At 57.6% G+C, this 19,554-nt stretch carries 20 protein-coding genes and 1 pseudogene; 10 read left to right on the plus strand and 11 right to left on the minus strand.

Annotated elements, in window-relative coordinates; translation table 11 throughout:
- The first annotated feature begins 58 nt into the window (after positions 1-58).
- Entirely contained in the window at positions 59-757 is a 699-nt protein-coding gene (locus ACWORE_RS05440) for a 5-formyltetrahydrofolate cyclo-ligase (RefSeq protein ID WP_455303071.1), read from the plus strand.
- A gap of 346 nt (positions 758-1,103) precedes the next feature.
- Positions 1,104-1,496, plus strand: a pseudogene (gene mscL, locus ACWORE_RS05445) (large conductance mechanosensitive channel protein MscL); the annotation flags it as partial.
- A gap of 206 nt (positions 1,497-1,702) precedes the next feature.
- Here the strand turns inward: mscL and ACWORE_RS05450 are convergent.
- From ACWORE_RS05450 to ACWORE_RS05470, 5 genes are all read right to left on the minus strand, one after another.
- On the minus strand, positions 1,703-2,047 hold the full coding sequence (locus tag ACWORE_RS05450) for a hypothetical protein (RefSeq protein ID WP_296139197.1): 345 nt from the start codon (positions 2,045-2,047) through the stop codon (positions 1,703-1,705).
- A 9-nt stretch (positions 2,048-2,056) separates the two neighbouring features.
- Positions 2,057-2,755, minus strand: a complete 699-nt coding sequence (locus ACWORE_RS05455; RefSeq protein WP_455303072.1) for a MogA/MoaB family molybdenum cofactor biosynthesis protein — start codon at positions 2,753-2,755, stop codon at positions 2,057-2,059.
- A 240-nt stretch (positions 2,756-2,995) separates the two neighbouring features.
- On the minus strand, positions 2,996-4,408 hold the full coding sequence (locus tag ACWORE_RS05460) for a S1C family serine protease (RefSeq protein ID WP_455303073.1): 1,413 nt from the start codon (positions 4,406-4,408) through the stop codon (positions 2,996-2,998).
- Between the two features lie 135 nt (positions 4,409-4,543).
- Complete coding sequence (gene rpmF, locus ACWORE_RS05465) at positions 4,544-4,711, minus strand: 50S ribosomal protein L32 (protein ID WP_012731147.1); 168 nt, start codon at positions 4,709-4,711, stop codon at positions 4,544-4,546.
- Positions 4,712-4,800: 89 nt separating this feature from the next.
- Complete coding sequence (locus ACWORE_RS05470) at positions 4,801-5,064, minus strand: type B 50S ribosomal protein L31 (protein WP_296139190.1); 264 nt, start codon at positions 5,062-5,064, stop codon at positions 4,801-4,803.
- 576 nt (positions 5,065-5,640) lie between these two features.
- Here ACWORE_RS05470 and rpmB point away from each other — a divergent pair.
- The 5 genes from rpmB (at position 5,641) to ACWORE_RS05495 (ending at position 7,780) form a co-directional block, all read left to right on the plus strand.
- A complete protein-coding gene (rpmB, locus tag ACWORE_RS05475; RefSeq protein WP_012731145.1) occupies positions 5,641-5,877 on the plus strand; it encodes a 50S ribosomal protein L28 in 237 nt (78 codons plus the stop codon).
- Positions 5,877-6,041: a 50S ribosomal protein L33 gene (gene rpmG, locus ACWORE_RS05480; RefSeq protein ID WP_005279910.1), complete on the plus strand. Its 165-nt coding sequence runs from the start codon at positions 5,877-5,879 to the stop codon at positions 6,039-6,041. Before rpmB ends, rpmG begins: the two co-directional genes overlap by 1 nt.
- A gap of 2 nt (positions 6,042-6,043) precedes the next feature.
- Positions 6,044-6,349, plus strand: a complete 306-nt coding sequence (rpsN, locus tag ACWORE_RS05485) for a 30S ribosomal protein S14 (protein WP_012731144.1) — start codon at positions 6,044-6,046, stop codon at positions 6,347-6,349.
- A gap of 11 nt (positions 6,350-6,360) precedes the next feature.
- Positions 6,361-6,609 carry a 30S ribosomal protein S18 gene (gene rpsR, locus ACWORE_RS05490; protein ID WP_455303074.1) on the plus strand — a complete coding sequence of 83 codons (249 nt, stop codon included), beginning with the start codon at positions 6,361-6,363 and terminating at the stop codon, positions 6,607-6,609.
- A gap of 208 nt (positions 6,610-6,817) precedes the next feature.
- Positions 6,818-7,780, plus strand: a complete 963-nt coding sequence (locus tag ACWORE_RS05495) for an AEC family transporter (RefSeq protein WP_455303075.1) — start codon at positions 6,818-6,820, stop codon at positions 7,778-7,780.
- A 44-nt stretch (positions 7,781-7,824) separates the two neighbouring features.
- Here ACWORE_RS05495 and ACWORE_RS05500 read toward each other — a convergent pair whose 3' ends face one another.
- Complete coding sequence (locus ACWORE_RS05500; protein WP_296139185.1) at positions 7,825-8,745, minus strand: HpcH/HpaI aldolase/citrate lyase family protein; 921 nt, start codon at positions 8,743-8,745, stop codon at positions 7,825-7,827.
- Between the two features lie 149 nt (positions 8,746-8,894).
- Here ACWORE_RS05500 and ACWORE_RS05505 point away from each other — a divergent pair, with 149 nt between their 5' ends.
- A complete protein-coding gene (locus ACWORE_RS05505) occupies positions 8,895-9,446 on the plus strand; it encodes an RDD family protein (protein WP_448235250.1) in 552 nt (183 codons plus the stop codon).
- 13 nt (positions 9,447-9,459) lie between these two features.
- Here ACWORE_RS05505 and ACWORE_RS05510 read toward each other — a convergent pair whose 3' ends face one another.
- The 4 genes from ACWORE_RS05510 to ACWORE_RS05525 all read right to left on the minus strand — a co-directional run bounded on the left by ACWORE_RS05510 (position 9,460) and on the right by ACWORE_RS05525 (position 15,070).
- On the minus strand, positions 9,460-10,674 hold the full coding sequence (locus ACWORE_RS05510) for an acetyl-CoA C-acetyltransferase (RefSeq protein WP_406605646.1): 1,215 nt from the start codon (positions 10,672-10,674) through the stop codon (positions 9,460-9,462).
- Between the two features lie 139 nt (positions 10,675-10,813).
- The gene (gene purH / locus ACWORE_RS05515) at positions 10,814-12,457 is read right to left on the minus strand and encodes a bifunctional phosphoribosylaminoimidazolecarboxamide formyltransferase/IMP cyclohydrolase (RefSeq protein ID WP_455303076.1); all 1,644 of its coding nucleotides are present in this window, start codon (positions 12,455-12,457) and stop codon (positions 10,814-10,816) included.
- On the minus strand, positions 12,454-13,143 hold the full coding sequence (gene purN / locus ACWORE_RS05520; protein WP_406605644.1) for a phosphoribosylglycinamide formyltransferase: 690 nt from the start codon (positions 13,141-13,143) through the stop codon (positions 12,454-12,456). Before purN ends, purH begins: the two co-directional genes overlap by 4 nt.
- The gene (locus ACWORE_RS05525) at positions 13,130-15,070 is read right to left on the minus strand and encodes a cell division protein PerM (RefSeq protein ID WP_455303077.1); all 1,941 of its coding nucleotides are present in this window, start codon (positions 15,068-15,070) and stop codon (positions 13,130-13,132) included. Before ACWORE_RS05525 ends, purN begins: the two co-directional genes overlap by 14 nt.
- On the opposite strand from ACWORE_RS05525, the gene ACWORE_RS05530 reads away from it, so the two are divergent.
- Both ACWORE_RS05530 and ACWORE_RS05535 read left to right on the plus strand, forming a co-directional pair.
- Complete coding sequence (locus tag ACWORE_RS05530) at positions 15,058-15,432, plus strand: hypothetical protein (protein ID WP_448235245.1); 375 nt, start codon at positions 15,058-15,060, stop codon at positions 15,430-15,432. The two genes, ACWORE_RS05525 and ACWORE_RS05530, sit on opposite strands and share 13 nt — an antisense overlap.
- Positions 15,433-15,770: 338 nt before the next feature.
- Positions 15,771-16,565, plus strand: a complete 795-nt coding sequence (locus ACWORE_RS05535) for a M23 family metallopeptidase (protein WP_448235244.1) — start codon at positions 15,771-15,773, stop codon at positions 16,563-16,565.
- Between the two features lie 310 nt (positions 16,566-16,875).
- On the opposite strand, the gene ACWORE_RS05540 is transcribed toward ACWORE_RS05535, so the two are convergent.
- Positions 16,876-19,476, minus strand: a complete 2,601-nt coding sequence (locus ACWORE_RS05540) for a UvrD-helicase domain-containing protein (RefSeq protein WP_455303078.1) — start codon at positions 19,474-19,476, stop codon at positions 16,876-16,878.
- Between the last annotated feature and the right edge of the window lie 78 nt (positions 19,477-19,554).

Raw genomic sequence — 19,554 nt, forward strand, 5'->3', positions numbered from 1 at the left:
TGGATGCCCCTACCGATTTTGTTGGTTAGCGCCACAACCGCTTTGTTACGCTGAATTTGTGCAGCAGAGCGACGGCCTATGCGGGAGCGACTCGGCGGGTAATTCGATCGCTGAGCACAAACAGGCCTACCGACGCCGAATCCGGCGCATGCGTCGAGAGTTGCCCGACGCGACGCTCAGGGCCTGGGACGAACAGCTCGTGGCTCAGCTCATAACGGCTATTGATGACATCGCCGCGACATTGCAGCGAACAGACGACGAGCCGCTGGTTATTGCGACATATCTGCCTGTCGGCAACGAACCAGGTGCACACACGCCCGGCGGTTTTATTCCGTCGCTACTTGCTGCGCTGGACGAGCGAATTCCCTGTCGAATCGTCATTCCGCGTGTCGAAGACAAGCGGCAACTCTCGTGGCACCCATGGTCACCGGATAACCTCGTCACCACCTCGTTCGGTATTCGCGAGCCAGATGAGCGATCGACTCCAGTCCCTTTCGACAACGTCGACATCGCTATCGTTCCGGCGCTTGCGTATGACGTCGCTGGGTACCGGCTTGGACAGGGCGGCGGATACTACGACTGCGCACTCGCTGCCCGACGGTCGTCTCGGCAATCGTCCGGACAATCGTCGACGTTCCGCACCATCGGTCTAGTTCATCCCCACGAAATCCTGCCGGCTGTCCCCCACGATGACTGGGACGTTCAGCTCACAACGGTGGTCACAACCCTGGGACGACATCGCTTCCCTGGCAGCTAAACACCGGGCGCACAAGCAGCACAAACATCAGCGGGAACCCTGCCGATAGTCTCGCGTCGGTATGAGAATGCGATCCTTGTTCTCCGGTCATGATGCAGACTCCGCCCGTTATTCGCTAAAGTCGTGGCACACTCGCCGTCACCCCGAGCCCCACCCGCGGCCGTTAAAGGGTATTCGACTACGGTTGGTGTACTTCATCTCCGATATCTCTCGCCCCAACTGGCGCCGCACGCGACGCTTACAGCACAGTTGTAGAACGCTTTTTATTGTTCTCACAGTGGCCATAATTATTCAGGTAATAATATGAACCTTTGCCGTGTGGGTAACCTATTTCTGAGGAGGAATAATGCTTAAAGGTTTCCGCGATTTTATTATGCGAGGCAATGTTATTGAGCTTGCTATCGCGGTTGTCATTGGTTCTGCCTTCACCGCAATTGTGACGGCTTTTACCAAATACATCATTAACCCGCTCATTGCGTGCTTTGGTGGCGCAAATACAGATGGCTGGGGATTCCGCCTTATCCGTGGAAATGAAAAAACTTTTCTTGACTTTGGATCGGTCCTCACGGCCGTCATTAATTTCCTTATTATTGCGGCCGTCGTGTACTTCATTCTTGTGGCGCCCATGAATAAGCTCGAAGAGATCAGGAAAAAGCATATGGGTGTCGAAGAGGAAGAAGTACCGGTTACAGAGAAAGATCTTCTTCTGGAAATCCGCGATCTCCTCGCTGCGCAGAACCAAGTGAGCACCCCCAGCCAGACGCTCGCAAGTACCGAGCTTGCGCAGACTGCCGCCGATTCATCGTACAGCCAGGCGTCCTTGCACGGAACTCAAACTGGCTCGTCTCAGGTAGGCACACCTTCGTCGACGACGAGCTCGACCACATCCGGGAAGCACGCCAAAGAGTAATTCCTGCGCGGGTTTATTCCGGCCCGGAGTGTCGCTTAGCCCCAGTGTGGTGGCCGATTTTCCTGCCACTCCTGACGGGACATCGCCCCCACATCACGGCCCTCGGATCCATACGCAGTATCGGAGCCGCCATTGAACTCACTATCACGCCCGGAGCGCCCATCACCAGCACCGATGTCCCCGTCGCCGGGTGTGGCACCGTCATTCTCATCGTCCGGGGTCAGGTCCGCCATGCGATCGTCGTTAAGCCCCCGGCGCGGTTGATCCTCCATCGCGCGAACGGCGTCGACAACATTGGCCAATGCGGATTCGCCCGAGCGGTCATAATCAGTATCCGACACACGTCGCGCGTGCCGACGTTGACGTCGAGAATGATTCATGGGAAGCCCCTACTGGTTCCAGCGGTCCATATCGTTAATGACGTATCGCACCAGGGGCGTCAGCGTGGCCATGCCATCCCGGATCGCAGCACGTGACGAGGCCAAATTCACCACAACGGTCGAGCCTGAAATGCCAGCAATCCCGCGAGACAATCCAGCGTCGGTAGCCCCGCAGGCCAACCCCGATGAACGCAAAGCCTGAGCAATACCTGGAATACGCCGGTCCAACACCGCCTTGGTGGCCTCCGGGGTTTTATCTCTCGGCCCGACGCCCACGCCACCGATAGTTACGGCGAGATCAACGCCGCCGACTACGGCAGTTTCCAGCGCACCGCGGACCTTCGATTTCCGGCTAGCAACACGCACGACCGCGTCCACGCCGAAGTGGTCCTCCGCTAGCAACTCGGCAACCAAGGAGCCGATGCGATCGGACTTCTCCCCCGCGTTATCGTCGACAATAATGACTAAGGCTCGGGGAACCTGTTCGCCCTGGTCATGGGCTCTTTCTGAAAATGACGCATGGGCAGCTTCCTCGGCACGCTCAAGATCCATCAGCATTGCGTCATCGGGTTCGACGATAACCTCGCCAAGCCGATCAACTTTCGCGTGGTCAATACCGCGCAGTGATTCCGGCATTTCCCGGGCATCCGATGAGCTCCGAGCCAACTCCGCTGGATCGATGGAATCAAAGGGCTCATTGTCACTCATTGGATTGTCTCCTTTTCTACGGGATAAAGACTTCTACGGGGAAAACGTCGCCGGTTACCGGGTTAGAGGATTGAACTGATCACCTTGCTATTAACTTTAAGTTCCGACGGTGAAGCGCGGGGCAATAAAACTATTTTCCTTACACTTCACCAGCTACCCGGCACCTAGTCAATAGAAGCCCCATATGGGGAGTGTCCAGCCATCATCAAGACCAGACGCGATAGTGACTGAGCAGCGCTTTTATTCCCCTGAAGTCTCTTGCGAACTCAGGGTCATGGTGATTTCTCGGGCGTCTTTCCCGTCCTGATTAGTCACTTCCATCTTGACCGTATCGCCCACCTTATGCGAGCGAATCGCCGCGATCAGCGATAACCCTGAATCAATCGTTCGGCCGTCAACTTTAGTAACGACGTCACCCCGTTTCAGACCCGCTTTGGCGGCGTCGCTATCGCTGGGCACATCAACGATGACAGCCCCATGCGCTGTGGATTCCTTAGCCACTTGAACGCCAATAACAGGGTGCTGAACTTTACCGTCCTTAATAAGTTGCTCAGCAATGTCACGCGCCTGGTTAATGGGGATAGCGAAGCCCAAACCAATTGAACCGGACCCCTGAGACATAGAGCTCGAGCCGAGCGACGCGATCACCGACGGGATGCCGATAAGGTTTCCATCCATATCGACGAGGGCACCACCGGAGTTACCGGGGTTAATCGCAGCGTCCGTCTGAATGGCGTCGATAAGAGTGGACTGGTCAGAAGACTCTGAGGACGCCTGTACCGGGCGATTTTGAGCGGAAATAATGCCGCTGGTCACCGTGGCATCCAGCCCCAAGGGAGAACCAACAGCAACGACTTCCTGCCCAACCTCAAGCTTGGACGAATCCCCCAAAGAAATCGGGGTCAAGCCCGACGCCCCCTGAGCTTTAATGACCGCGATATCGGTTTCGGGGTCACGCGCAACAATATCCGCGGGGTACGTCGTTCCGTCATTTAATGTTACGGAAATCTTTCCACCATTAGCTGCACCAGCAATAACGTGGTTATTCGTTATGATCGTTCCATCTTCGCTAATGATTGAGCCCGAGCCCGTATCCCCCGAATTGCCGGCTTCGACAGTAATAGAAACCACAGAAGGCAAGACTTTCTGAGCAACTGATTGCACAGAACCATTAGTGTCGACGTTCTTCGTCTTGGCCGGCGACGCTTTCAACGCGGATACTGCCGACGAATTGTCAGACGATGAGCCCGAATCCCGATTGCTCACCACCGCACCCGTCACCGCTCCCGACGCGACCGCAGCAGCGAGAATTAAAGCCGCCACCGCTGGCGTACTAAAGCGCTTAGTCTTTTGCGGCGACTGGGGAGGAGCTTGCATCACTCCGGTGGGCTGCCCAAAACCTGCAGACTGGTTGGGATCTACGAATTGATTCGAGCCTGAAGGCTGACCAGGCATCCCGAACCGGTCAGAGCCTGTGGCATGAGCTGAGGGGGTTGAAGAGAACCCGGTTTGGGTGCTCTCAAAAGAGGATTCTCGATCGCTTCGTGGAGCGTGAGCCTCGGGTTCACGATCATGATGAACGGAGTTGTTGCTAGATGAATCGTCGGAGGATGGATCGATCTCCCATGCGGATCGCTGATTTTCGTCGCTCATGGTTTATCACTCTTGCTCACTATGCACGTCGCGCGCTTTGAGTCACCTGAAATTTGGCTGTGAACCCTCAGCGCCCCTAATAAAAATCCCGTGATGGAACCGAAGCTCCAATCACGGGACATGAGGTTGTTACTACTAGTCAGTCTCAACCAGGCCGAGCTGAGCGGCCTTGACCAACCGGCGCGGCAACCGCGTGGTGTTGCCGTTAACCCGAACCTCCTGCAGAGGCGCGTTGTTGGCCTTCCACTGGGACCGACGGGTGTGAGTGTTGGCGCGAGACATACGTCGCTTCGGTACTGCCATGGTTTCCTCCTAAGCCTTGCTCACACACATCGCGAGCCAGGCATGATCACTGTGAGAATAGTGAAAATGAATGGTGACGGATTGACGTCTTACTTCTTCGCGCGACGCAGGCGGTTGCCGTAACGACGCTGGAACTTTTCGACACGACCAGCGGTGTCCATCACACGCTGTGCACCCGTCCAGAAGGGGTGAGACTCGCTGGTGACGTCAACGACGATCAGCGGGTATTCGTTGCCATCTTCCCATTCCACAGCCCGATCTGACGTCGCAGTGGACCGAGTCAAGAACTGGTGGCCGGTGCTGGCATCCTTGAAGACAACCGGGTGGTAATCCGGATGAATATTCTTCTTCATCGTTATCCTTTAACAGAACATGGACAATGCTAGTCTGGCGTGCTGCTTGTGCTGACTTGCTTCATAACGACATCCTCCGACCACCTCGACGGCGGAACGGCGGCCTATCGCAACACGCGTCGCGACTGAAGCTGGCTCAGCACCTTGCACCGGTCGCGCACTGAGTCCTCGTACCTAACCATAAAAATGATGGATAACCGCGCCTGGATATCAGCCGGCCCACGGGACTGTCCTGCCATCAACGACGAGCGTTGACAGGCATAAACGACCCGTGAAGGGGAAGAGGGTAACAGTGCGACACGCCTCCGGCGCACATGCATCGGCCCATCATACAGATTTAGGCCTTAACTATGAAATTGGCGCTAACCAGCGCGTAAAGGCCCAAAGATTTGGGAATCCTTGCCGAGGACGGTAAGGTGTCAAGACGCTGTTGTCGAAAAGCAAACGTCATCGCCCACTAGCTAGGCATCTTAGCGCTTTAACCTGCATTTTTAGTGTCGAAGAAAATGTATTTCCCCCGTCGAAGGAAAACGGTTGGTGCTTTGCAGATCCCATGGTGGGCGGAAGGAGAAGCCCATGTCGGCATATTGCCAAGTCACGGGACGGAAACCGAGCTTCGGTAAGTCCGTCTCGCACTCGCACCGCCGCACGAACCGTCGTTGGAACCCGAATATCCAGCGTCGTTCGTTCTACTTGCCCTCTGAAGGACGCACGATCACGTTGAACGTGTCCACCAAGGGCCTGAAAACCATCGACCGCTACGGAATCGAATCCGTCGTGGCGAAGCTCCGCGCACGTGGGGAGAAGATTTAATGGCACGAAATGACATTCGCCCAATCATCAAGCTGAAGTCCACTGCGGGCACCGGCTACACGTACGTCACCCGCAAGAACAAGCGCAATAACCCGGATCGCATCACTTTGAAGAAGTTCGATCCGATCGCGCGCAAGCATGTTGAATTCCGCGAGGAGCGCTAAGAATGGCTAAGAAATCTAAGATTGCGAAGAACGAGCAGCGCAAAGAAATCGTTGCACGCTACGCTCAGCGTCGTCAGGAACTCAAGGCCATCATCAAGAACCCGGCCACCCCTGACGAAGACCGCATGGAGGCTCAGTACGAGCTGAACCGCCAGCCCCGCGACGCTTCCCCGGTGAGGGTTCGTAACCGTGACTCTGCTGATGGTCGCCCCCGTGGCTACCTGCGCAAGTTCGGCCTGTCCCGTGTTCGCGTTCGTGAAATGGCACACCGCGGTGAGCTCCCAGGTGTCCGCAAGTCCAGCTGGTGAGGAGTAGCAGTATGAAGCGCAACAACTCTAAAAAGGTTCGGGTTGAACCAACCCGCCGTCCCAAGAAGAACCCCTTGAAAGCTCGCGGCATCGAGGCCGTCGACTACAAGGATATCGAAAACCTGCGTACGTTCATTTCTGAGCGTGGCAAGATCCGGTCGCGTCGCGTTACCGGCTTGACCCCGCAGCAGCAGCGCCAGGTGGCAACTGCCGTGAAGAACGCACGTGAGATGGCTCTCCTCCCGTTCACCAGCCGCTAAGTCGCCCCTGAGCACCTGGTCTTGGGTACATTTCCCGGGATCAGAGCTGCAGGTAAGAACCTAGTGGTGCTTCGATGGACCCAGCGGTCCGTCGGAGGCCAACGGCGTGAACATTTGGAAGCGATAACAGCAGGTTTCGACATTCGCCGCTCCCGGTACCTACCGAGGGGCGGTTTTCGCTTATCCACCAGGGAGTGAGGCTCCGCACGTGCCCCAAGTACTATCCGGCTTCGCAACCATCGCCATCGTCATCGCAATAGGATTCTTCGTTGGCAAAGCCAATCTCCTGGGCAAGCACGCGCAATTCACGCTCCAGATGTACGTGTACTTCCTGGCGACACCGGCACTCCTCCTGGACAAGCTCCACGTCACCGACCCACTCGACGTCCTCGGCCCGCAATTAGCGGTCGCCAGCGGCTCCGCACTAACGATCGGGCTGATCTACTTCCTATGGGCGCGAACCGCCCTCCACCGCCCCATTCACGAATCAGCCGTCGGCAGCTTAGCCAGCTCCTACTGCAACGCCTCCAATCTGGGCATACCCGTCGCCGCCCACGTCGTCGGCGATAGCACAGTGGTCGTACCGACGCTGCTTTTTCAAATAGCGTTCTACGGACCCATCGTCCTCGCCATTCTCGACGTCGTCACCGCCAAGGAAGCACACGCGGATGGCCGAGCTGGGCGAGTCAACACGCGGAGTTTGTTCATCACCCCGTTTAAAAATCCGATGCTGCTCGGAGCGCTGACGGGGCTCGTGATATCGATTCTTCACTCCCACGCTGGGGTCTCAGTCCCCCACCCCATTGTTGAGCCGATTCACCTCATCGGGCAGTCAGCGGTGCCGGTGGCCCTCATCGCGTTCGGCATGTCGTTGGCAGGGCAGAAAGTGCTTGATCCCTCAACGTCCCCCAGGCTCGAGGTGGGGGTCGCGTCGGCGACAAAAATCATTGGCCAGCCGCTAGCGGCTTTCCTTATCGCGCACTTTGTTTTCGGGATGACGGGGCACGCCCTTTTCGCCGCCTGCGTCGTCGCAACGCTACCGACGGCGCAGAATGTGTACACCTACGCCACCCGATACGGGCGAGGTTTAATCCTGGCGCGGGACGCAGGGGTGATCACCACAGCCGCATCGTTTGTCATGATTATGCTTCTCGCGCTGGTGTTTACGTAACAGGCCGGCCACTGGTCGGTCACAGCCCGGCGCGGAACAAAACCTCACATACCTAGCGCATCTGCTCGGGCCGCCAGCACTTCTGCCTGCCGGAACAGTGGCGCGTCGACCATTTTCCCGTCGATGTTTAACGCGCCCGGGTGATCCGCAGACTCGCGGACAATCCGTCGAGCCATCCGCACCTGTTCCTCACTCGGCCGATATGCGTTGCGAATAACGGGAACCTGGGCTGGGTGGATACAAGCCGTCGCCGCGAACCCAATCCGAGCAGCGTCCAGCGCCTCATCGCGTAACCCGTCGACGTCGTGAATGTCGGCAAAAACCGCATCCAGAGCAACAATCCCTGCCTCCGCGGCGTGCAGCAACGTCTGGGTGCGCAGGTAATTCACCGTCGTTCGGTACGGGCCCTCGGCTGAGCCACGGTCAGAGTCCCACCCTCGTTCGTCCCGCTGCAGCCGGCTGTACACACCGCCGAGCGACGCCGTGAAATCCTCCGCCCCCCACAACAAACCGACGACGAACTCTTGGTGCGCAATGTCACGCGCATTCATAATTCCCGACGGGGACTCCAGCATCGCGATCACGTCGTAATTCTTCAACGTGTCCGGTAACGGCTGGTCAACCTTAGGAACCATCACGGTGGTGTACGGCGTCTTCGCCACCATGGCAATGTCACCGTCGAAAAGTTCCGAATCGGCAGAGTGGACGCGGACAATCGTCGTCGCTGGATCGAGATCACTGTTCACGATGTTGGTGCGGGCCTCGTCGAACGAATCACGCCCGGCACCATCCTCGAGATCGAGGATGACGACGTCAGAGCGCGCCGCTGCCTTGGCAAACCGCTCAGGACGGTCGGCGGGGGCGAACAGAATGGCCGGCCCCGCAGGTGTCCACCGTCGATGGGGTGAATCGTGACCTACGCTGGTAGTTCCTCCTGCGGGAGCGCTCTGATTAGTCTGCGTCATAGCTCATTATGCTAGTGACAACCCTGGTCCCGTACCTACTATTTAGCTAGACTTATCGCCAAGATTTGTAGCACGCACCTGTGATTGAGGGTCCCCTCCGCGGACCAACGTGCCAATGCTCCCGATTCAGAATCGCCATACACGACGAGATGAGTACGACGATGCCTTCCCACGAGTCGACAGATTCCAAACCACGTGAGACCGCTGGGCTCCGTCCAGCCCTGGCAGGTGTAATTAACCGTGGCTTCGGCTACTTCTTCGACGCATTCTTCTTCTCAATCGCGATGCTCCTTGTGCAGTGGGGGATCAACCAGGTAGTAGCAAATAACACTGCTCAATTCTGGATAGGATCATCAATAGCGGGCATTCTATTCTTCTTATACAGATTTCTCATGGATGCTCATGCCGAAGGAACCTTTGGAAAGGCTGTCGTCGGCGTCAAAGTCACCACCGAAACGGGCGACCGACTAAGCTACGCCGGGGCATTAAAGCGAAACTTCTACTGGCTGGCATTCGGGCCGGCTATCGTCGGAGCGGATAATTATCCCCGTCTCCATATCGGTAGCTGGAGTGTAGAGCTAGAACCACTTCTGTGGATATGGATTACTGCACTAGCAATTTCTATTTACCGGGATAAAAACAGCCGATCATTCCTTGATCGCTGGGCAGGCGCTTATTTTTACCAGAACAAGCGCCTTTAGAGGCCCGTGCGCTTTATGCCCACAGCGTCAAGGCATCACCCTGACCACCGCCGCCGCACAAGCTCACCCCGGCGCGCCCGCCACCTCGTCGCTCTAACTCATGAGCCATATGAACAACCAGGCGCGCTCCCGACGCACCAACGGGATGTCCCAAAGCGATACCTCCCCCATTGACATTGACGCGGTCCATATCCACCCCGAGGTCCTTAATGGACTGGGCAACAACAGCGGCAAAAGCTTCATTGATCTCAATGACGTCGAGATCGTCAATTGACCATCCCGACCGGTCAAGCGCAGATTTCAACGCGCTCGACGGTTGAGAATGCAACTGCGTCGTATCCGGCCCCGCCGTTTGGCCATACTGCCCAACAACAGCCAGAACTCGGAGGCCCCTCTTCTCAGCCTCCTCACGGGTGGTGAGCACGACGGCTGCAGCCCCGTCGGAAATTTGCGATGAACTCGCCGCGGTAATCGTGCCGCCCTCCAGGAATGCTGGACGGAGCCGAGATAATCCCTCTTCCGTCGTCCCGGGCCTAATGCCCTCATCGGCCCGAACCACGACGGGATCACCCTTACGCTGCGGGATCTCTATCGGCACAATCTCATCATCAAACAGCCCCTCATCTCGCGCTTTCTCAGCCCGTTGATGGGACAGGGCCGCAATGTGGTCCTGCTCTTCGCGGGTAATCCCACGATCCTGATTCCCCCGGTCAGTCTCCTCCCCCATCGTTTTCCCGCTCACGGCGTCGTGAAGGCCGTCGCGGTTAATCGCGTCGACAAGCCGTAAATCACCATAGGTCTTCCCCTGACGCACTCCCGCAGCAATATGGGGAGCGTTCGTCATGGACTCCATACCTCCGGCGACGACGATAGATGCGTCACCCACGCGGATCATCCGCGTTGCGTGAATAATCGCGTCCAGGCCGGACAAACACACCTTGTTGACGATCTCGGCCTGAACATCCAACGGAATACCGGACTTTACAGCGACCTGACGGGCCGGATTCTGCCCTGCACCTGCCAGGAGAACTTGGCCCATGACGACATAATCCACGTCCCCGTTAGAGACACCGGAGTCTTTCAGTGCCGACGACACCGCCGCAGCCCCGAGGTCAACCGACGTTTGCGACGCTAAGGATCCCAATAATCTCCCTTGCGGGGTTCGCTTCGCCCCAACAATGACGACGTCGTCTGGGCGGGGATGGCATGAGGCGTGGGAATCAGACATTTTTCCTCCAGGATGGCTACGCAATACAGATCACATTCACAGTAGCCATAAATGAGACCCGCGCGTGCAAAGACACCGAGAAAACATCATTTCCCTAGCCGTTAAAGAGCCGGCCCCATGAACCAACCACACAAACCAGCTAGTGGAAGAAGTGACGCTCCTTGGTCAGGTACATGGTGACTCCCGCTTTGCGAGCAGCCTCAATAACTTCCTCGTCACGGATGGAACCCCCGGGTTGAACAACCGCGCGCACACCAGCGTCGGCAAGCACCTCGAAACCGTCGGCGAAGGGGAAGAAGGCATCCGATGCGGCAACAGCACCACGAGCACGATCTTCACCGGCACGCTGAACGGAAAGCCGGGCAGAATCAACGCGGTTGACCTGTCCCATACCGACGCCCACTGTCGCGCCATCCTTGGCCAGCAAAATAGCGTTGGACTTCACGGCGCGCACGGAGCGCCACGCGAAGGCGAGGTCGTTGAATGTCTCGTCATCGGCTGGATCACCAGCAACGAGTTCCCACGTTGAGGGATCGTCGCCGTGAGCATCCAGCACATCGCGCTCCTGAACAAGCACGCCACCGGATACTTCTTTGAGCTGCAATCCCTGACGCTCGGGCTTCGGCGCGACCAGGATGCGAAGATTCTTCTTCGTCTTCAAAAGCTCGAGGGCATCGTCGTCAAATGATGGTGCAATGATGGCCTCGGTAAAAATCTTCTTCACCGTTTGAGCCATCTCTAACGTCACCGGCTTGTTCGCAGCAATGATTCCGCCGTATGCCGACACGGGGTCGCAGGCGTGGGCTTTGCGGTGAGCGTCGGCAACCGACTCACGGGAAATCGCGATGCCGCACGGGTTGGCATGCTTAATGACGGCAACACAGGTCTCGCCCGGATGATCCCACACGGCACGCCAGGCAGCGTCGCCATCGGTGTAGTTGTTGTAGGACATCTCTTTGCCGTGGAGCTGCTCGGCCTGAGCCAAGCCCGGATGACCATGCTGATCGACGTACAATGCCGCAGCTTGATGCGGGTTTTCGCCATAACGGAGAGGGTGCGACAGCGTGTAGGTGCTACCCACGAACTCACCGAACGTGGTCTTGTCCGAACCGGCATTATCGTTCGCCGACGCCTGGGTCAACGCAGATTGCTTCGACATCCACGTCGCGACGGCAACGTCATAGGCCGCAGTGTGCTGGAAAGCGCGGGATGCGAGATCCACACGCTGCGCAAAAGTAAAACCACCGCCGTGCACAGCCTTGGCAGCCGCTGCGTAATCGTCAGGATTCACAACAACCGCGACAGACTCGTGGTTCTTCGCAGCGGCACGAACCATCGATGGCCCGCCGATATCAATCTTTTCCACACATTCGTCACGATTCGCACCCGACGCGACCGTTTCGGAGAAGGGGTACAAATTCACCACAACAAGCTGAAAACCCTCAATCCCCATGTCTTCGAGCTGCTTAACATGGTCCGGGTTTCGCGTGTCAGCCAAAATCCCCGCATGAACTTTGGGGTGCAGAGTTTTGACTCTCCCGTCGAGGCACTCAGGGAAAGCGGTGAACTTTTCGACGAGCGTCACCGGGATTCCCGCATCGGCGATATGAGCAGCGGTAGACCCCGTCGACACGATTTCAACGCCATCAGCGTGGAGGGCGCTAGCCAAATCTGTGAGCCCAGTTTTGTCATGTACGCTGATCAGTGCGCGTTTTACGGGGATTTGGGAATCGGATGTGGAGGTTGGAGCGGGAGAAGGAGTTGCGGATTGGGAGTCGGTCATGGAAAGAAAGATGCCTTTCGTCCGTCTGAAATGTAACCGCGCCGCGCGATCGCATCCAATGTTGAGACGAGTAACCGTCGTTCAACAGTTTTGATGCGGCGGTGGACAGTATCGGGCGTGTCACCATCGTGAATGGGAACAGCCTCCTGATCCAGGATAGGCCCTGTGTCCACACCGGAATCGACCAGGTGAATAGTGCTACCGGTAATTTTCACTCCATAGGCGACGGCATCGGCCACGGCGTGTGCTCCGGGGAAAGCGGGGAGCAGCGCGGGATGGGTGTTAATCATGCGGCCCCCGAACCTGGCTAAAAACTCATCGCCGACGATGCGCATGAAGCCCGCGCTCACGACAATATCGGGGTCGTAGTGCTGAACTGCCTGCGCTAAGTCACTGTTCCATTGCCGACGACGTTCTGCGTAGGTGTCCTGGTGGCAGGTGGCAGGGTGGCCTTCGGGTGTTGCCGGGGCGTTCTTACGAGGGGGAGTAATAGTGGCGACCGGGATGTCTGCACGACGAGCGCGATCGATCGCGGGGCAAGGTTTGTCCGTGACCAAGGCCCGGACGCTCAACGAGGGGGTTTCCCGGCGCGCGTCGAGAAGAGACTGAAACAACGTTCCCTCCCCCGAGGCCAACACGACGAGCCGAAGAGGGCGACCGGGAAAGACGGGATCAACGCGGATCATCGGTCGTACCACCTTGAGGCGAGGCATCGTGAGAGGTGCCGTCTTGAGACGAGCCGCCGGCAGATGACTCTGAATCGTTATCTGTTTCCGTGGTGTCGCTGTCCGCCGACTCGGTTTGTTCAGCTTCGGAGGCTAACGCGGTTGTGTCAGCTTCTCGCTCAGTCTCTTTAACCTCATCCGCTTCTGATTCAAGAGCATCACCGTGGCTGGACTCGTCTTTGGCCTTTCCGTCAGAGGTATTTTCCTCGTCGGAGTCCTCGCTGCCACCCTCGTCACCGTCGGACCCACGATCAGCCGACTCATTGTCGGCATCCGACTTATCACCGACGTTCGGCTCATCGTCCACGTTCGACTCCTCGCCAGCCACTTGATCGTCGCCAGCCGATTCATCCTCGGCGGATTCAGCTCGCTGCGCGACGGGCTTGTCGTCGTCACGAGATTCAGCAGCAGCGTCCGGCTCAGCGCTATGGCGATCGCCTTTAGTGGCGTCAGCTTCACGCGAGCCGCCACGCTCCGAAACATTCACCTCACGAGGCGATGCACTCCTGCCTCGGCGTATGCCGATCACCGCCATGGTGATCACCCCCACGGCAAACATCCAGCCAGCAGCGACCGCGCCGGTCAGCCAGGGGTTTGGCCCGGACCATCCGTACGCACCGACCACGCCGCTGTTCAGCCACGCGGCAACCATTCCAACGATCCCCGCCGACAGGGCAGCCACTCCAACAGTCCCATACGGGGAAACGACAACGCGTCGCTGGCTCAGGAATCGTCGATAAACAAGAATGGCGACCGCAGCAGGAATAAAAAGTGCAAGCCATGCGGCGGGGAAAACATCGCCGGGCATCGCGGCAAGCACCGGCACCGGAGGCAGCTCCGCGCGCGTCGCTGTAAACAAGCTGACCTGCGCCGCACCGAAATTAGCCTCGACACCCGCAAGAACACTTGCCGACGCTAGAGCCATGTTCGGGAAGTAAGCGATCCACAGCAGGGTCAGCCCTATTTTGCTGCCGACGCCCGAGGCGATGGAATACGCGTCCGTAAAGGCCGACCAGTGGGCAATAAGGCTAACAATCACGACGAGAGCACCGATACCGCCCATCGCCGCGAGAAAAGCCATACCCAGGCGGAACGCGTCGACAGGCCACTGGGGCATGCCGTAAAAGCGCAGCAGGGCTCGCCACAAACGCTTGCCCATGCCAAAAATGATCGCCAGCGCGTTGAGAGCGAACGTCGACAAGACCGACATCCAGACCGACGGCACGTTCACCGGAAGGACCGGCTGCGCGTCCCACAGCATGGCCAGGGCGGTTAATGTCAGCAAGATAGGAACGGCCAGCGAACAGCCGACGAGCATGCGCACGTCGCTGACGCTGATTCGTTCTCGGACGACCGACCGGATTCGGAGCGCTATCCACAATGCGTAGCCCAGCGCGGGAAGCAGCGGCAGGAGGCCAAGATCAGCGCCGGACATCGAGAGCGGCGCGAGATTGAACGTCAACCACAGGGATGCGATTGTCGCCGGAGCTGCAACGAAGGAGAGGTCCAGCGCTAATAAAATAATGAGCGCGACTGCGATGATGACGCCGATCACGGAGACATGGGTGGCTGCAATCCCCGGCAGGAATTTCCTCAACCGGGTAGTAAAGGATCCACCCGCGGCGCTGCGAGTAGCATTGCCGCTCCTCTGCCACCATTGAGTCCAGCGGTTGAGTCCGAATCGCCGTCCGCGGGGAGATGCGCCCGCGGCACCGCGGTTACCCCCAGATCCCCGACGGCCGTCGTCCGGGCCGGCACCCGTGGCACGAGCACCCCGAGTACCTCGCGCACTCGCATTTTTCTTTCCGACGGCTGCTGCGTTATCGAGGTCCCCTGCGCCGCGTACCCGTGATGCCCGGCCCTCATTTGTTCGACGTGAGCCTCGCATTGCCCGAGCTTGCGGACGCTGCTCGCGAACATATTGTTCGGACGCGCGAGGCGCCTGGTTTGCGCGCGAATCGCCAGCAGTTGATCGCGGCCTGGAAGAATCACGATGCGCAACGTCGTCAAACGAAGGGCGACTGGATTGATGTGACGATCGCTCCGCACCCGTCTCCGACTGACGCGATGAGCGGTCGGGGCGATGCTGTCGTGACGACGATGGGGAGTCCCACGTCAAGCGTTGCGCATCCGTGCCGCGGGATCGGCGGCCATTCTTCCGTGACCGCCCATCCCCCGGACGTCGAGAATTCGATGGGGTGGTATTTCTCACTTGTCTATCCTGACACCTTCCGCGCGTGGGGCACATGAGGCACTCCGGCTTTCGGGGCGACAAACCCAAAAAGTCCAGGCCAGCTGAGACAACTGTAGTCGCCTGTGATTAATGTTCCCACCCATACCAAATCTGTGACACATCACATAATTCGCCCGCGGCACGAACCCGTGTTCCCATGCTCACACCTTGGTGAGAAAAAGATGGAAAACAGCTTGCCGCGACGCTAGCCGTTCGTTACTATTTCGGTCGGAGATTACAAAACGATTACGCTTACCTGTTAAAACAGTTAAGCAGTACGGTCGATGTGAAACACACAGTAGCCAGCCGAGTGCGTGGTGCGGCTGGCCACAATTTTTGCTTGAGAGGTGTACACGTGCGGACGAATCGAGGCAGCCATTATGTCGGGACGCATCGCCGCCAGACAACTCCTAAGGCCAGCCGGGTAGCCTCGGTCGCCGTTGCAGCCGGTGCGTTGGGCACCGCGGGAGCTGTCGGCGCAGGAGCCGCCACCATTGGCCATAGCGATAGTGTCCGGTTGGTCGCCAAGGACGCCGACGCTATACCTTCTGAGGCAACTGCTTCAGAGTCCTCGCCTCAGATTCTTCAGCTTCCTCAAGCTAAGCCGGTCGCGAACCTGCACGATCAGATCGCGAAGACTGTTGAGTTTAATAAGCAGCGCTTGGCCGCCGACGCTGCTGCACGGAAACCTGAGCCCGCCGCACAGCCTGCTTCAGTGGGGCCGGTTGGCAATGCCATCATGAACGCTCTCGGGATTGTTAAACCCGCTCAGGGCATTCTGACCACCGGTTTCGAGATGCGGTGGGGAGCCTTCCACAAGGGCATTGACATCGCCAACGTGCTGGGCACCCCCGAGTACGCCGTCATGGATTCCACCGTCATTTCCGCAGGCCCTGCCTCTGGGTTCGGACAGTGGGTTCGTCTTCGTGCCGACGACGGCACCGTGTTCGTGTACGGCCACATGGAAACAATCAACGTCACTGTCGGACAGCGCGTTAAGGCCGGCGACGTTATCGCCGGGATGGGCTCGCGCGGATTCTCCACCGGATCGCACTGCCACTTCGAGGTCCACCCCAATGGTGGCGAGGCTATCGATCCGCTGCCGTGGTTGGCCGCGCACGGAATTAACCTTGGCCCGATTCAGCGCTAACGCTAGCTCTCTTTATCCATCGCTGGTCCCCTTGTGGGCCAGCGATTTTTTCTACGCGGGACTGAGGCATTCGCAGGGTAATACGGCAGAAGGCGGTGCGGACAGAATCCTGGGGCGCGAAGCACCGACGCGCATATGGCCCCGCAGTTTTCCCGCACGCGGACACACTTTTGTCGTATAACCCCTATTCACATATTCCCGCATCCCGATATCCCCGGCTTCGCTGGCCGACGTTGTTCGCGTCGACCAACTTTGTCCGAGCTGACCAGAGCGCACACTCGCCTCCCTGTAAGAGCGCCAAGTAGCGGTCTTACAGCTTCTCCATGGGAACATTGCCAATCAGCATGAGGCGGACGGTGCCTTCCTTCCCAAAATTGATCACCACGCTGGTGTGCTTTCCCAAGCCTGAGACTGATTCCACAGTCCCCAACCCATACTTATCGTGATTAACTTGGTCGCCGACCTCGAGATGAAGCGCCGACGCGGGCGTACCCGAACGACGGTCCGAGGACGAACCGACTCCACGCCCAGCACCTCGTCGGCCACCGGAACCATGAGCCGACGACCCAGCGCCGCCATATTGAGAGCCACGATACCGAGAGTTCCCCCGTCGATACCCGGACGTTGACTTGTCTGGCCATCCCAATGACCAGTCGCCGCTATCCCAGCTTTGCTGAGGTTCCTCACGTTCCCAATGAATAAGATCCTCGGGAATCTCCGCAATAAACCTCGATGCGGGATTATTCACCGGCTGACCCCAGGACCCCCTGGTCACAGCTCGGGAAATATACAACCGGCGCTGCGCACGCGTGATACCCACATAAGCCAAGCGTCGTTCCTCTGACAGCTCTGACGGATCACCCAGCGCCCGCATGTGCGGGAACTGCCCGTCCTCCCAACCGGTGAGGAACACGACCGGGAATTCGAGCCCCTTCGCCGTGTGGAGCGTCATGAGAGTGATAACGCCGTTTTCTTCATCAGGAATCTGATCCGCATCGGACACTAAAGAAACGCGCTCCAAGAACGCTTGCAAACTCCCCGGCTGCGGCTCGCCCTCCTCGAGAAAACCTTCTTCACCTGCAGGAGCATCTATTTCTTCGCCGCTCCCGACGCCATCACTGCCGACGTTGGAATCATCCGCCGCGCCAACTCCTGGGGAAGTCTCCGATGCGGTAGCGCTAGGCATACGTTCATAAGCCAACTGATGCGCGGCTTCGGAGGCGAATTCACGCGCAACGGACACGAGCTCATGGAGGTTATCCAGTCGGGCCCCATCCTGCGGATCATTCGACCCCTCCAAGCTTTCCAGATAACCGCTGCGTTCAATCACGTCATTAACAATCGCGCCCAAATCCGGAATGCCCAAGTCGTCCCCGTCATGGGATACCAGCTGGTTATCAGCGATATCGTCGCGCAATCCGTCCATCATCTCGACAAAGCGGCCCACTGCCTTATTTCCGCGCGACCCTAACGCTGGAATGTCCCCGTTGGCAGCGGCCCGCAACGCGGCACCCATACTGACGCCGTGATCTTCCGCATACAGAGAGAGCAAAGACAGAGCACGGTTTCCGATTCCTCGTCGTGGCGTGTTTATTATCCGTCGCAAGCTAACCGAATCATCCGGATTATCCAGAACTTTCAGATAAGCAATGATGTCTCGGATTTCTTTGCGCTCATAGAATCGCGTTCCACCAACCACCTTGTACGGAAGACCATTGCGAATAAAGATATCTTCCAACGCTCGGGACGCATTATTAGTGCGGTAGAAAACTGCGATATCGCCATAATTAATGGCGGAGTTGTCAACTAACTGATCAATTTCTCGGGCCACAAATCGGGCTTCATCATGCTCATTGTCGGCCACATATCCGACAATTCGTTCACCCTCACCCAACGCCGTCCACAGATTCTTCTCACGACGCCCAGAGTTTTGGGAAATCACAGCATTGGCTGCAGAAAGAATCGTTTGGGTAGAACGGTAATTCTGTTCGAGCAAAATCGTTTCTGCGTGGGGATAATCGCGTTCAAACTCTTCAATGTTGCGAATCGTAGCCCCACGAAAAGCATAAATTGACTGGTCAGCATCGCCCACAACACACAATTCACTCGGTGGAATAGCGTCCCCCTCAGAGTGCTCGTCCCCCACTAACGTGGAGACCAACACATACTGAGCATGGTTCGTATCCTGGTACTCGTCCACCAACACATGGCGGAACCGTCGTCGGTAATAAAGTGCCACTTCCGGATACTCTCGGAAAATACGAACAACTTCGCCGATTAAATCGTCGAAATCAACAGCATTCGATGCACGCAGACGCTTCTGATACTCAGCGAAGATCTGCGCTACGGTCCCATTAAAAGGATTCTTATCCTCTCCGGCGTCGGCAAGTGCTTCGTCGGGAGTTCGTAATTCATTCTTGAGATTTGAAATCGCCGACGCTACCGTCCGCGCCGCAAAACGTTTCAGGTCCAAATTCATATCGCGGGCGATCATCGTGAGCAGACGTCGCGAATCATCACTGTCATAAATAGTGAAGTTAGTATTTAGACCCGGAATAAGATTGGCTTGCGCACGAAGAATGCGAACACACATGGAGTGGAACGTAGAGACCCACATACGTTCCACAATCGGACCAATAAGATCGGCGACGCGTTCCTTCATTTCCGTCGCCGCTTTATTAGTAAAAGTGATAGCGACGATATTCCACGGCGCTACCCCACGAACACCAATGAGATAGGCGATCCGGCGGGTCAGAACCGCGGTCTTCCCCGAACCAGCCCCCGCGACGACAAGCAACGGAGAGCCCTCATGCTCGACCGCCTGCCGCTGCTGTGGATTAAGTCCTTCCAATAGCTGCTGTGGAGTCAATGGCCCACCATCCGGCAAGCGAGTGGAAAGGCTATCGTTCATAGTCCGTATCTCTTCCTAATAAAGCAATAAAATCTGTCTAGCTCAAGGCGAGTTTCAAGGCGAATTGTGGTCCCGCGA

It is taken from the genome of Corynebacterium sp. c7Ub_26 (assembly GCF_053760365.1).